Here is a 13,693-nt window from a genome sequence, read left to right on the forward strand (position 1 = left end):
TAAATATGATTTTATCTTGGAATTTCAACAGATTGCACAATAATATCAATCACTTTATCAGCTGTCATGCCTTCCATTTCACGTTCAGGAGTTACAATTATTCGATGTCTTAACACAGGTGAAATTACTTTTTTAATATCTTCTGGAACTACAAAATCACGACCATTAATTGCAGCAAAAGCTTTTGACGCATTTAAAACTGCAATACTCGCTCTTGGAGAACCTCCTAAATATAAATGCGGATGGTTTCTAGTTTTAGTGATTAATTGAGCAATGTATTTCATTATTTTTTCTTCAACTAAAACATCAAAAATTTTATTTTTATATGTTAGTAAATCTGCTTCAGAAATTAATGCTGAAATTAACGTTTGTGGTAAAACTCCTTTTCTTTCTTGATGTGTTTTTATAATTAAAATTTCTTCTTCTAAATTAGGGTAACCAACATCAATTTTAAATAAAAAACGATCTAATTGTGCTTCTGGCAATGCGTACGTTCCCTCCTGTTCTATTGGGTTTTGAGTTGCTAAAACCATAAACGGAGGTTTCATTTTGTACGTGCTACCATCAATTGTTATTTGACGTTCTTCCATCACTTCAAACAAAGCAGCTTGTGTTTTCGCTGGTGCTCGGTTAATCTCATCAATTAAAACTAAGTTTGAAAAAATAGGCCCTTTTTTAAATTCAAACTCTGAAGTTTTCATATTTAAAATTGAAGTTCCTAGAACATCACTTGGCATTAAATCTGGTGTAAATTGAAGTCTGCTAAAACCTGTATCAATTGTTTTAGACAATAATTTGGCTGTAATTGTTTTTGCAACACCTGGCACACCTTCAATTAATACATGTCCGTCAGCTAATAATGCAACAAGTAGTAAGTCAATAAAATTTTCTTGACCAACTATTATTTTTCCCAACTCAGTTTTTATTTGAGTTACAGCATTTTTCAAATTATCGAGATTCACTCTAGTATCAAAATTCAAATCGTTATTTTCCATATTGAATTGTTTTTTTAAAATTTTCTATCATTGAATTTAATTGCATAAGTTCATTCGTTGTTACGTCATTTTTTAAATGAATTTCATCACAATATTGAAATAATTTTTCAACACTTTCTAAAGAATTCCCACTTCTAGATGAAACATATTTATAAAAAGTAGTGTCTATGGTTGTTGTAGGGATATTCAATTTAGTTCTAATAAACGCCAATAAATAATTTATTTTATGTTCTGCAATATTTTTATGCTCTTGTTTTTCAAAATACATATTTGCTATAGTGCGTGTAAAAGCAACTGTTTGATTTTTTAAAGGTGTTAACACTGTAATTTTACGCTGCTTTCGTTTTCCTTCAAAAATAATAAAGAAAAATACGCCTATTAACACCATATAATAAGCCCATTTTAAGTATTTATTATTTAGCAAATAATAAATTGGAGATGTTATTTTACTTTTTCCTGTTTTATAATATGAATCCCACAAAATGGGTAAATCATCTCTTAAATAGGATAAAACATTTGCTGCGTGTTGATGATTTGAAGGTTTTAGTATTGAATAATTTGTAAAGACTTCAGGAAATGTATGAAAATAAAAATCGCCTTTCCCATAGGTAAACTTTACAAAATTCACACCTTCTTCTGTTCTTTCTTCATTATCATTTACATATCCTGTAATGCCCAAAATAGTTGAATTTAAAGTGTCTATTTTTGTAAAAACCTGATTTACAAAAGGTCTATCATAAGAATATTCTTTTCCTTTAAATACGTTGTTTTTAAATTTAAAAGTAACTTTTTCATCTAAATTTTTACTTACTAATTGTTTTGTCTCAAAATTTAAGGTGTCAATATTCATTCCATGAGTTGAAATAAAAACAGTATTGCCTCTTTCAACAAATTTCATTAAACGTAAAAACTCAGCATTTCCAAAATTTAAAGTTTCATCAACAAAAAAGTAAGTTCCAGCACGTGTAGTATCTTCCAAATAAATATAAGGTGGTATTTTTATAGTTGTTATTTCTTCAGAAGGAAATAAATTGAATAGTTCTTCTCGTAACACAAAAGTTCCATAAGGTATTTTATGTTTTGCAACATAACTTGGAAACCAATTTACAGGTGTTTTTTTAGTAGTTTCAAGGTAAATAAGCCCAAAAACTAACACTAAAAAAGCAATGCTGTATATAATTTTTTTTGTGTTCAACTTATTTTTTTTGAATTAAATGAGTTATTTGTGAAAAATCTGATGCTACTCGCATAAACTCGGTTTCGTTAATTGTGAAATTTCCGTACCAAATAAAATCGTACAGTCGTGTTAAACTCACAAAAGATTTTTGAATTACTTTAGGTTCAATTTCTTTGCTATAATCTTCATTTGTTTTTTGCTGTTCCCAAGTTATTAACCTCTTACTTTCAAGCTCTTTTAACATATTAATATAATAATAACGAACTGCTAAACGGTAGTTTTTTTGCGATATTGCCTTTTGAATTAGCATCAAAATATCTTTTGTTTTAATTAACTCTTCTTCTTCAGTAATTAAAACAACTGGTTTATTTTTTGCTGTTGTTATTATTGAATTTGAATTTACTTTTAAGAAAAATTTAAACAACAGAAACAGTACAATTCCTGCAATTATGTAAGGCAACGCTGTAAGAATATTTGCTAAAATTCCTTTTGCATATTTTACACCAAAAATCCATTCTAACAAACGAGAAAGCTGACGAATTATCCAATTAAAAACACGCTCAAAAAAAGATGGTTCAGCTTTCGCAGTATCTTTTTCATATATAAAATCTTTATTAGATTTGTAGTTCTCTAAATTGTTGGTGTTGAACTTTTTTTGTTGAATAGTACTTTTATCATTTTTCACCTTCAATGAATCAGTCTGCGCTAAAACACTAACTGAGAATAGTATAAAAAAGAAAAATAATAGTGTACGCATTGCTATTTACAAAGTTTTAATCGTTTCCTATATTTTCAATTTTTTCAAAAGTACCTGTAAAGTTTTTCTGCTCATTTAAATCAAAATAAATAAATGCTGAAGAAACTAAAGTAACTGAATAAAACAAAAACTTACCCAAATACGCTAACAAATTAAGGACTAGATAAATAGGATCTTCCAAAATTCCCAATATAGCTGTTGGATCTTCATTCATCATAGAAGTTCCCATAGAAACTAATTGATAGATTAATGATGGTATCGAAAAAATAAAACCTAACATGGCAACCAATAAGCCTATTACAAAAACAACTCCAAAAGTATTCCACCATTCATTTTTAATTAATGTAAAACAATGAGAAATAGTGTCACCTACACTTTTGTTTTCAAAAACCATAATTGGCATTGCTAGTGTTAGCACAATTGAAATATAAATAACTGGAAAAAAACAAAGTACGTAAGCTACAATCATCATTAAAATTGCTAACATTCCTAACCCTAAAAATTTCCAAACATTTGCATAGGTTTTTTCTTTAACTTCATCAAAATTAGCAACTCCATTATTTTTTATATAGGACTGAACATAATACAAAGAAACTTCAGCTAATAATGTATAAACAATACCAAAAACAGCAAACATTGCTAAAAGCCAACCAAACATACCAAACATATTTCCAAATACTGCTGAAGGATCTGGAGCAGATTGATTTACATTTACAATTCCTTTAATGGCACCTGAATAAGAAATCATTGCAAAAACCAATAGTGCAGCACCAATTAATAATACGGGTCCAATAATTTTAAATACCGTTAAAAAGTAATCTTTCCAATTTTCACGTATAAAAGTAAAAGTATCTGTTATAATTGCTCCTAAATCACGTTCTTTTTTAAATTCAATGAAATTGCTCATCTTTTTGTTGTTTAAGTTTGGTTAATTTTATGGGGTATATTACATAATAATATACAATTGAAATAAATGATGTTATTATAATAAATAATGCCAACCAATTTGGCATTTCTGTATGACGCGTTATAAATCCTTCTAAAAACCCTGCAATTATAAAAAAAGGTATGGTACTCACCATAATTTTTAAACCGGCTTTAAAACTATTTGTGAAAGATGTTAATCGTGAATATGTTTTAGGGAATAACAGTCCATTACCTAACACTAAACCTGCACAACCTGCAATTATTATTACAGAAATTTCTATAGTTCCGTGTATCCAAATGGTTCTAGACGATTCCCAAAGCAATCCTTTTTCATAAAAAAAGTATAAAAACGAGCCTAACATAATTCCGTTACGCATCATTATAAATAAGGTGCCAACTGAAAAAAGCATGCCAAAAACAAAAGCTGTCATAGCTACTTTAATATTATTTAAAGTAATTAAAATAAACATATTTGTTTCGTCCATTTTTTTGTAAACCGCCATTGGATCACCCTTTTCAATGTTTTCTAAAGTTGTGTTTACATAATCATCACCTAAAATTAAACGAACAAAATCTCCATCATTAGCGGCTGAATAAGCGCCAATTATTGTGAAAAATAAAAAAGTTAGAAACGCAATACCCAATTGTTTATGGTATTGAGCAAATTGCAATGGAAATTCTGTTTTAAAAAAAGTAAGTAATCTATTTTTACTTTCTTTTTTGGTTTTATAAATTTTTTGATGTGCTTTTGAAGCTATAGAATTTAAATATTTTTCGGTATTACTTTTAGCATAAAAAGTTTTAGCATAACTTAAATCATCGGTAATTTCAATGTATAAATCAGATAGCTTATCTGGTGAAACTTGTTCTTTATTATCAAGAACATTTTCAAATAACAGCCACTTATTTTTATTTCTTTTTACAAATGAAGCTTCACGCATTTTTTTTACTTTTGTCTTTTCAATAGTTTTACAACTATTCTCAACATTCAAGTGAACGAATGTAAAAAATCAAATTGTATCAGCCAAAAAAAGAACGTATATAAAATGGATAATTTTCATATAGAAACCGCACAAAATGTAACAATTCATCAAAATGTTGCACCACTGAGTACTCGCATTGGTGCTTTTTTAGTTGACATGCTAATTATTGCAGGTTATTATCTAATAATATATTTAATACTTAACGCGCTTGGACTTCGTTTAAATGAGTCTTTATATGTTTTTTATGTACTTTTAAGTTTGCCTGTATTTTTTTACAGTTTACTTTTTGAAACTTTAATGAACGGACAAACACCGGGCAAATATGTTGGTAAAATTAGAGTTACAAAACTTGATGGTTCTAAACCAACATTTGGTAGTTATTTAATTCGTTGGGTTTTACGATTAATTGATATCAGCTTAGCTTCAGGTTCTGTAGCACTTCTCACTATTTTATTAAATGGAAAAGGACAACGTTTAGGCGATTTGGCTGCCGGAACAACTGTAATTTCAGAAAAAAATACTATTTCAATTTCTGACACTTTATTAGTTGATATTCCTGATGAATACAAACCTACTTTCCCTCAAGTTACTTTGTTAAATGATAAAGACATTCAAACTATCAAAGAATTATACTTAAAAGCTAAAAGAAATGGAAATCATAATACAATTTTAAAGCTTTATCAAAAAATTATTGATATTACTGAAATTACGACTGAAATGCCTCCTATCAATTTTATTGATGTAGTTATTAAAGATTATAACTATTTTACACAACGCTAATTATAGTTTTAATATGATTAGCTATGGCAATTTTCAATTACCTTTATCTTATTCAAAAAAATAATGAATTTCACTCATTTTAAAAAGCATATATCAACTTTAAAACAACATTCAATTGGTGGTTTAGATGCACAATTTAGTTTAGCTCCAAAATTAAGGTTACGCTATTCTGAAGAAAAAATTAATGCCTTAAATCCTAAAAAAGCTGCTGTAGTTGCATTATTTTACCCAAATAACAAAAATGAAACTTGCTTTTTATTAACATTACGTGCAAATTATAATGGAACTCATTCTTCTCAAATAAGTTTTCCTGGCGGAAAAATTGAATTAAAAGATACTTCACTTAAAAATACTGCCTTACGTGAAACCAATGAAGAAGTAGGGGTTTTAGAAGATAATATTGTTGTTTTTAAACAAATGACAGATGTGTTTATTCCTCCAAGCAATTTTGTAGTAACACCATTTTTAGGGTATTTAGATGCAATTCCAACTTTCGAAAAAAATCATGAAGTTGCTGAAATCATCTCAGTGACTGTTCATGATTTACTAAATGAAAAATCAATAACAACAACTACCTTATCAACTTCATACGCTAAAAATATTAAGGTACCATGCTTTGTATTAAACAATTACATTGTTTGGGGTGCAACCGCAATGATGCTGAATGAAATCAAAGAATTATTAAAAAAAATATAAACTATTTTTTGCTTAGATTTGTAACTCATTCAAAACCAAACCAACCATAATGCCAATATTTAAAAGAAACCCTTTTGGACATATTTTATTTTTAAAAAGATGGCTTGTACGTATTTTCGGAGTTGTTTCTCACGGAAGATATAGACGATTTAACCGACTTCAAATTGAAGGCTCAGAAATTATTAGAGAATTACAAGATTCAAATGTATTATTTGTTTCAAATCATCAAACATATTTTGCTGATGTAGCCGCAATGTTTCATGTTTTTAATGCTTCACTAAAAGGAAGAGTAGATTCTTTAAAAAATATTGGTTATATATGGAACCCTAAGTTAAACATATACTATGTTGCTGCTGCAGAAACCATGAAATCTGGTTTATTACCTAAAATATTTGCATATATAGGCTCCGTTTCTATTGATAGAACTTGGAGAAGTGCTGGTCAAAATGTAAACAGACAAGTAAAACAATCTGATATTAGTAACATTGGAAAAGCTTTAGATGATGGTTGGGTTATTACATTTCCACAAGGAACAACAAAACCTTTTAAACCTATTAGAAGAGGAACAGCTCATATTATTAAAACTTATAAACCTGTAGTAATTCCTATTGTAATTGATGGTTTTAGAAGGTCTTTTGATAAAAAAGGATTAATGATTAAGAAAAGAAATGTACTGCAAACTATGGTTATTAAAAAACCTATGGAAATTGATTATGAAAATGATACTATTGATGAAATTGTTAAAAGAATAGAAATAGAGATAGAACAACATCCCTCTTTTTTAAAAGTAACACCTCCTGAAGAATATAAAAAATCTGAAGAAGAATTAAACAAAAAAAGAACTTTTTGGGATGTATATTAAAACAAACACAGCTTTTAGATTTTAAAAGCTGTGTTTGTTTTCAATTAAACTTAATTATTATTTCAGCCACGCATTTAACATCCAAATTGTTTTTTCTTGCTCTGCAATAAAATCACTCATCATTGAGTTTGTTCCTTCATCATTAGCATCGTCAGATTCATTTAAAATATGTCTTTCAATTTTTAATAATTCTGATAAAGAGTTTACAACTAGTTCAACTCCATCAACATCCTTACTAATATTTTTACCAACTTTTACTTTTGACAGTTCTGAATATTCAGAAAAAGTGTGCAATGGTGTACCTTCTAATGTTAATATGCGCTCAGCAATCATATCAATTTTTTCTTGAGAATCTGTATAAAACTCTTCAAATTTAATATGTAATTCAAAAAATGATTTTCCTTTAATATTCCAATGTAATCCTCTTAAATTTTGGTAATACACTTGAAAATTTGCTAGTAAGTTATTTAAATTAATTACTACATTTTTTGTCTTTTTACTGTCTAATCCTAAAATTGTTGTATTCATATTTTTGCGTTTTTTATGTTATTTTTATTTCTATTACAAATTTATTCAAAAATAAACTCAATAACATATAGTTAATATTGATAGTTTTAATATCTTTATCAAAAATATTTATACAAATGACTATTACACAACTTAAATACGTATTAGCAGTTGCTGAACATCAAAATTTCACCATTGCATCTGAGCATTGTTTTGTTACGCAGCCAACATTAAGTATGCAAATTCAAAAGCTTGAAGAAGAATTAAACACTCAAATTTTTAACAGAAAGAAAAAACCCATTCAGTTAACCGAAATTGGTAATAAAATTATTGAACAAGCAAAAATTATTGTTGATGAAAGCAATAGAATTACTGATATTGTAGATCAACAAAAAGGCTATATTGGTGGTGATTTTAGGTTAGGGATTATTCCTACTATTATGCCAACATTATTACCTTTATTTTTAAAATCTTTTATTAAAAAGTATCCTAAAGTCAATTTAAAAATTGAAGAATTAACGACTGAAGATATTGTAAAAAAATTAGCTGACGGACACATTGATGTTGCAATTGCAGCAACACCTCTAGAGAACGAGGCGATTAAGGAACGTATACTTTACTACGAACCTTTTGTTGGTTTTGTTCCTACAGAGCATCGCTTATTTAGCAATTCTAAAATTGAAGTAGATGATTTAAATATAGAAGATATTTTATTATTAGAAGATGGCCATTGTTTTAAAGAAAGTATTCTTAATTTGTGTAGCACTTTTGGAAAAGCAAATCAATCTTTTCAATTGCATAGTGGTAGTTTTAATACTTTAATTAAACTTTCTAAAGAAGGTTTAGGTATGACTTTACTACCATATTTACAAACGTTAGATACAAGCCAAGAAGACAAAAAATATTTACGTGAATTTAATGAGCCTGTACCTGCAAGAGAGGTAAGTCTTATTTATCACAAATCTCAATTAAAAATTCAGCTTATTGAAGCCTTAAAAAATGCGATAGATGGAATTATTAGAGGCGTTATTGCTTTTAACGATGTTAAAATAATAAGTCCTATTCAACAAAAAAGAGGAGTCTTGTAAGACTCCTCTTTTTTTTAATTTTTAACTAAAGCTAAACAAGTATGTAGGTCTGGTTTATTTACCGTAAACTCTCTTAGCCAAAAATATAATTCTTTTATTTCAAAAGGTAGTAACCTATTTATTGCTTTTTCCAATTCTTTTTTAAATAAGTCTTTATTGAAACTAACTTTTTCAAGTACTGTCTTAGTGTACTCAAACATTGCTCTTGCCATATTTTAAAAGATTTTAGTTGGTTAAACTTAAAACGCTAAATTAATTTTTTTAGTACATAAATATACAAAAAAAAATAACACAAACAACTACTAATCACCGTTCACTTGCGAAAACTTACAATTTATTTATTTTTTCAAGCAGTTTATTAGCATTTTTCTCAAGTTCTAAATTTAAACTTTTAAAATGTGCTTTCTTGCTTTCAACATTTTTTATGTGAACTTTTTCAATTAATGCATCAAAAGTTACTATTGCTTCATCTATAATAGCTTCAGTACCTTTTGTAGTTGCTTTTGGGTTTAATAATTCCCAAGCATAACACTCTTCAATTATATCACCTAATACGTAATTAATATCTTTTTTTAAATTTTTAATACTTGCCATATTTCTTTCTATTTTTTACATTGCAAATTTACGAGATTTTGATGAATTTAGCCACAAAAACATCAAAAATTAACTATAATTTACGTACAAATTGTTTAAATAATGGTTTTAGTTAACTTTAGTTAAACTGTTTAAAATATTTAATGAATTTTCAATGTGCTTTTCTGCTCCAAACTGGCTATTAAAAATATATTGTACAATGCCACTTTTATCTATCACGTAAGTTACACGTCCGGGCAAAAAGACCATACTTTTTTTAACTCCAAACAGTTTTCTTACTTCATTATTAATATCAGCTAATAACGTAAATGGTAAATTATATTTCTCTTCAAATTTCTTGTGAGACTCTACATTATCAGCGCTAATTCCAATAACTAAGGCTTCAAGTTTTAAAAAATCTTCAAAGTCATCTCTAAACTTACAAGCTTCTTTTACACAACCTGGTGTATCATCTTTTGGATAAAAATAAATAACCATTGGCTTTCCAATTAAACTATTAACTGTAAACGCATTTCCATTTTGATCATTTAGCTTAAATGACGGTACTTTATCTCCAACTTCAAGTTTTTTCATACTATTATCATTCATTTTAAAGCTTAAAAAAATTAAGCTTACAACTATAATTACTACAGCTATAATTTTTTTCATCTATAAGTTTTTAACAAATATCAATTAATTTATTTAAATGATTAATTTTGCAGTATGAAATATGATTAAGACATTGTTTCTACACAAACTAAATACATGTAATTATAATTACATTTTACCATATAAAAAAAAGAATACAAATGAAAAATTTTATTGAAAACTTACCAAAAGCTGAATTACATTTACATATTGAAGGGTCTTTTGAACCTAAATTAATGTTTGAAATTGCAAAAAGAAATAATATTACTATTCCATACAATTCAGTTGAAGAAATTGAAGAAGCCTATAAATTTGATTGTTTACAAGACTTTTTAGATATTTATTATCAAGGAGCTGGTGTTTTAATTAACGAGCAAGATTTTTACGACTTAACCTATAGTTATTTACAAAAATGTGCGTCTCAAAATGTACGTCATACTGAAATTATGTTTGACCCACAAACACATACTGAGCGTGGTATTTCATTTGAAACCGTTATAAATGGAATTTCTAAAGCTTGTGATGACGCTGAAGAAAAACTAGGAGTTACTTCTTTATTAATTATGAGTTATTTACGCCATTTAAGCGAAGATGATGCCTTTAAAACATTAAAGCAATCAATACCTTTTAAAGATAAAATTACTGCTGTAGGTTTAGATTCTTCTGAAAAAGGAAATCCTCCTTCAAAATTTAAAAATGTATATGAAGCTTCCGTTAATGAAGGTTATATTCCTGTTGCACACGCTGGTGAAGAAGGCTCAGCAGATTATGTTTGGGAGGCTATTGATATTTTAGGAATTAAGCGTATTGACCACGGTAACAATTCACTTCAAGATGAAAAATTAGTTGAAGAAATAGTAAAACGAGATATGGCTTTAACTGTTTGCCCATTATCTAATACGGCATTACAAGTTGTTGATGATTTAAAAAATCATCCGCTAAAAAAAATGATGGATTTAGGTTTAAAAGTTACCATAAATTCTGATGATCCTGCTTATTTTGGTGGGCAAGTAAATAAAAACTACTTAGAAATTCAAAAAGCATTAAATTTATCAAAAGAAGAAATTTACAATCTTGCTAAAAATTCTTTTCAATATTCATTGTTAGATACTACAAAAAAACAATTGTATTTAAATGAATTAGAAGTATATTACACTAACAATAAGTAAATTTAAACTTCGTTACTTTTAAATAACTAACAAACTATGAGAAATAAAATTAACATTGCTATTGTACTATTTATTATTACTACAAGTGCCTTTAGCCAAGCAAACAAAGTTTATATTGATACTGGTTCTGTAAAAAATCAATTTGACTATTTAATTGATAAATCGTATTCATATAAAGATTATAAGAATATAAAACTTAACTGGTTAGTTACGTTAAAAAACAATGTTTCTGATACTTTAGCTGTATCAAAAAAAGAAATTTTAACAAATTACAAAACTATCAATTCTCAAAAAACCACCATAGATAGTTTAAGAGATTCATTGGTTATTTCAAAAAAAAACACAACTGTTTTAAGTAACGAAAAACAAAGTATTTCTTTCTTAGGTATTCAGTTTAGCAAGTCATTTTTTAAAACACTCATGGTTTTAATTATTTGTGGTTTAGCAGCTTTACTTACTTTCTTTATTATACAATACAAACAAAGTTATAGTATTATAAAGCAAGCCGAATCAAATTTAAAAGAAACAGAAGAAGAGTTTGAAACTCACAGAAAAAGAGCTTTAGAACGTGAGCAAAAAGTAATGCGTAAATTACAAGATGAATTAAATAAACAGAAAAAAGAATAATTATAAATGAATGTAGATGAATTAATTAAAACAGAACTTTCATTTTTAGGAAGTTCATTATTGAATGATATTTTAGCATCATCTACAACAATGCAGTTTAAAAAAGACACGGAATTACTTCGCGAAGGTCAATTTGTAAAAGTAATTCCAATAGTATTAAATGGCTTAATAAAAGTATTTTCTAGATACGAAGACAAAGAACTATTATTGTACTACATAAAACCGGCCGAAAGTTGCGTAATGTCGTTCTCAGCAAGTTTAAAAAATACACCAAGCCAAGTATTTGCAATTACTGAGGAAGATACCACTGTTTTATTATTACCCGTTAATAAAGTTGATAATTGGGCTAAAAACTTTCCTAATTTCAACCAATTATTTTTTGAACAATACAATGTTAGATACAATGAATTGTTAAAAACAATCAATCATCTTTTGTTTGATAAATTAGATGTAAGACTCTATACTTATTTAGTTGAGAAAAAGGACATTACCCAAAAAAATCCTATTAAAATTTCACACAGACAAATTGCGAATGAATTAGGTACTGCTCGTGAAGTTATTAGCCGACTTATAAAAAAATTAGAAGGAGAAAACAAAGTGAAACAACTCACAAATAAAATTGAAATTTTGTAGAGTGGTGACTACAGTCACTGCTAATTACTTATATTTAGAATAATTTTGAATTAAATTTTAAACTAAACCTTTTTTATTATGAAAAAAAACATGGGAAACATTGACAAGATGTTAAGAGTATTAATAGCTGTTATAATTGCTGTATTATATTTTGCTACAGATTTAATTCCAGGAACTTTAGGTATTGTTCTTTTAGCATTAGCTGGCGTTTTTGTACTTACAAGCTTTATAAGTTTTTGTCCGTTATACGCTCCTTTTGGATTAAGCACTTGCAAAAAAGAGTAATAATATCATAAAAAAAGAAGCTTTTAAAAGCTTCTTTTTTTATTCACCACAATAGGTTACAAAATTTCTTGGAGTTTCGTAAAGTGTAATTGAAAGTTCTAAGTTTTCATCAATTTTTAAGCGAAGTTTATTCCAAATTACCACTGATATATTTTCAGCAGTTGGGTTTAAAGTTTTAAAAGCCTCAACTTCTTCATTTAAATTTTTATGATCGAATTTCTCTTCAATTTCAACATCAATCAATTCTTTTAACACCTTCATATCCATCACAAAACCAGTTTCTGGATGAATTTCACCTTTCACAGAAACAATTAACTCATAATTATGCCCATGATAATTTGGATTTGCGCATTTACCAAATACAGTTGCGTTTCTCGCATCTGTCCAATCTGCGTTGTATAATCTATGAGCAGCATTAAAATGTGCTTTTCTATTTACGGTTACTTTCATTTATAATTTTTATTTACTGATAAAACTATAATATTTTTCAAAAATTATTTTAAACCATTCAGTATAAATTTCAGTGTGCAATAACATATCATTTTTCACTTCTTCAACAGTCATCCATTTAAAACTTTCAACCTCTTCCCTATTAATTATTGGGTTTTCGCTATAATACCCAATCATAATATGGTCTAATTCGTGTTCAGTTAAACCATTGTCAAACGGTGCTTTATAAATAAATGATGTTACTTCTTTCAACTCACAAACAAAACCCATTTCTTCTTGCAAACGACGTTTACCCGCTTCTAAATTACTTTCTCCATTTCGCTGATGACTACAACAAGAATTTGTCCATAACAAAGGTGAATGGTATTTATCAGCTGCACGTTGCTGCAACATTAACTCGCTTTTATCATTAAAAATAAATACTGAAAATGCTCTGTGCAATACAGCTTTTTCATGCGCCTCCATTTTTGGCATTAAACCAATCTGTTCGTCTTTTTCGTTTACTAAAATTACCTGTTCTTCTTTCATTATCTTTT

At 27.7% G+C, this 13,693-nt stretch carries 19 protein-coding genes; 8 read left to right on the forward strand and 11 right to left on the reverse strand.

All coding sequences use genetic code 11. From position 1 onward, the window contains the following. Positions 1-11: 11 nt before the first annotated feature. Genes GQ540_RS02595 through GQ540_RS02615 form a run of 5 tightly spaced genes read right to left on the reverse strand, consistent with a single transcriptional unit; the run spans position 12 to position 4,797 of the window. The gene (locus GQ540_RS02595; RefSeq protein WP_291796891.1) at positions 12-995 is read right to left on the reverse strand and encodes a MoxR family ATPase; all 984 of its coding nucleotides are present in this window, start codon (positions 993-995) and stop codon (positions 12-14) included. Continuing rightward, a complete protein-coding gene (locus GQ540_RS02600; RefSeq protein ID WP_291796894.1) occupies positions 985-2,190 on the reverse strand; it encodes a DUF4350 domain-containing protein in 1,206 nt (401 codons plus the stop codon). Before GQ540_RS02600 ends, GQ540_RS02595 begins: the two co-directional genes overlap by 11 nt. Position 2,191: 1 nt before the next feature. Further along, positions 2,192-2,929, reverse strand: coding sequence for a DUF4129 domain-containing protein (locus GQ540_RS02605; RefSeq protein ID WP_291796897.1), 738 nt, complete (start codon positions 2,927-2,929; stop codon positions 2,192-2,194). 16 nt (positions 2,930-2,945) lie between these two features. Then, positions 2,946-3,836: a glycerophosphoryl diester phosphodiesterase membrane domain-containing protein gene (locus tag GQ540_RS02610; protein WP_291796900.1), complete on the reverse strand. Its 891-nt coding sequence runs from the start codon at positions 3,834-3,836 to the stop codon at positions 2,946-2,948. Continuing rightward, complete coding sequence (locus tag GQ540_RS02615; protein WP_291796984.1) at positions 3,820-4,797, reverse strand: stage II sporulation protein M; 978 nt, start codon at positions 4,795-4,797, stop codon at positions 3,820-3,822. The genes GQ540_RS02610 and GQ540_RS02615 overlap by 17 nt, the downstream gene beginning before the upstream one ends. A gap of 105 nt (positions 4,798-4,902) precedes the next feature. Between GQ540_RS02615 and GQ540_RS02620 the strand changes: the two genes are divergently transcribed. The 3 genes from GQ540_RS02620 to GQ540_RS02630 all read left to right on the forward strand — a co-directional run bounded on the left by GQ540_RS02620 (position 4,903) and on the right by GQ540_RS02630 (position 7,177). After that, the gene (locus tag GQ540_RS02620; RefSeq protein ID WP_291796903.1) at positions 4,903-5,619 is read left to right on the forward strand and encodes an RDD family protein; all 717 of its coding nucleotides are present in this window, start codon (positions 4,903-4,905) and stop codon (positions 5,617-5,619) included. A 63-nt stretch (positions 5,620-5,682) separates the two neighbouring features. Next, entirely contained in the window at positions 5,683-6,315 is a 633-nt protein-coding gene (locus tag GQ540_RS02625; RefSeq protein WP_291796906.1) for a CoA pyrophosphatase, read from the forward strand. A 49-nt stretch (positions 6,316-6,364) separates the two neighbouring features. Continuing rightward, on the forward strand, positions 6,365-7,177 hold the full coding sequence (locus GQ540_RS02630) for a 1-acyl-sn-glycerol-3-phosphate acyltransferase (RefSeq protein ID WP_291796909.1): 813 nt from the start codon (positions 6,365-6,367) through the stop codon (positions 7,175-7,177). Positions 7,178-7,234: 57 nt separating this feature from the next. Here GQ540_RS02630 and GQ540_RS02635 read toward each other — a convergent pair whose 3' ends face one another. Further along, complete coding sequence (locus GQ540_RS02635; RefSeq protein ID WP_291796912.1) at positions 7,235-7,705, reverse strand: Dps family protein; 471 nt, start codon at positions 7,703-7,705, stop codon at positions 7,235-7,237. Between the two features lie 116 nt (positions 7,706-7,821). On the opposite strand from GQ540_RS02635, the gene GQ540_RS02640 reads away from it, so the two are divergent. Beyond that, positions 7,822-8,772 (forward strand): hydrogen peroxide-inducible genes activator, encoded by a 951-nt coding sequence (locus tag GQ540_RS02640; RefSeq protein WP_291796914.1) that lies wholly within the window; start codon positions 7,822-7,824, stop codon positions 8,770-8,772. Between the two features lie 14 nt (positions 8,773-8,786). On the opposite strand, the gene GQ540_RS02645 is transcribed toward GQ540_RS02640, so the two are convergent. The 3 genes from GQ540_RS02645 to GQ540_RS02655 form a co-directional block, all read right to left on the reverse strand. Beyond that, positions 8,787-8,984, reverse strand: a complete 198-nt coding sequence (locus tag GQ540_RS02645) for a hypothetical protein (RefSeq protein WP_291796916.1) — start codon at positions 8,982-8,984, stop codon at positions 8,787-8,789. A gap of 115 nt (positions 8,985-9,099) precedes the next feature. Beyond that, on the reverse strand, positions 9,100-9,366 hold the full coding sequence (locus GQ540_RS02650) for a hypothetical protein (RefSeq protein ID WP_291796919.1): 267 nt from the start codon (positions 9,364-9,366) through the stop codon (positions 9,100-9,102). Between the two features lie 108 nt (positions 9,367-9,474). After that, complete coding sequence (locus GQ540_RS02655) at positions 9,475-10,014, reverse strand: peroxiredoxin (RefSeq protein ID WP_367205897.1); 540 nt, start codon at positions 10,012-10,014, stop codon at positions 9,475-9,477. 140 nt (positions 10,015-10,154) lie between these two features. Here GQ540_RS02655 and GQ540_RS02660 point away from each other — a divergent pair, with 140 nt between their 5' ends. The 4 genes from GQ540_RS02660 (at position 10,155) to GQ540_RS02675 (ending at position 12,707) form a co-directional block, all read left to right on the forward strand. After that, positions 10,155-11,162, forward strand: a complete 1,008-nt coding sequence (locus GQ540_RS02660; protein WP_291796921.1) for an adenosine deaminase — start codon at positions 10,155-10,157, stop codon at positions 11,160-11,162. Between the two features lie 36 nt (positions 11,163-11,198). Then, on the forward strand, positions 11,199-11,789 hold the full coding sequence (locus GQ540_RS02665; protein WP_291796924.1) for a hypothetical protein: 591 nt from the start codon (positions 11,199-11,201) through the stop codon (positions 11,787-11,789). A 6-nt stretch (positions 11,790-11,795) separates the two neighbouring features. Next, positions 11,796-12,422 carry a Crp/Fnr family transcriptional regulator gene (locus tag GQ540_RS02670; protein ID WP_291796927.1) on the forward strand — a complete coding sequence of 209 codons (627 nt, stop codon included), beginning with the start codon at positions 11,796-11,798 and terminating at the stop codon, positions 12,420-12,422. A gap of 78 nt (positions 12,423-12,500) precedes the next feature. Next, a complete protein-coding gene (locus GQ540_RS02675; protein WP_291796930.1) occupies positions 12,501-12,707 on the forward strand; it encodes a DUF2892 domain-containing protein in 207 nt (68 codons plus the stop codon). Positions 12,708-12,746: 39 nt separating this feature from the next. Here the strand turns inward: GQ540_RS02675 and GQ540_RS02680 are convergent, their stop codons facing one another. Continuing rightward, positions 12,747-13,157, reverse strand: a complete 411-nt coding sequence (locus GQ540_RS02680; protein WP_291796933.1) for a 6-carboxytetrahydropterin synthase — start codon at positions 13,155-13,157, stop codon at positions 12,747-12,749. 9 nt (positions 13,158-13,166) lie between these two features. Next, entirely contained in the window at positions 13,167-13,685 is a 519-nt protein-coding gene (gene idi, locus GQ540_RS02685) for an isopentenyl-diphosphate Delta-isomerase (protein WP_291796936.1), read from the reverse strand. Between the last annotated feature and the right edge of the window lie 8 nt (positions 13,686-13,693).

It is taken from the genome of Lutibacter sp., assembly GCF_013139515.1.
Classification (GTDB): Bacteria; Bacteroidota; Bacteroidia; order Flavobacteriales; family Flavobacteriaceae; genus Lutibacter.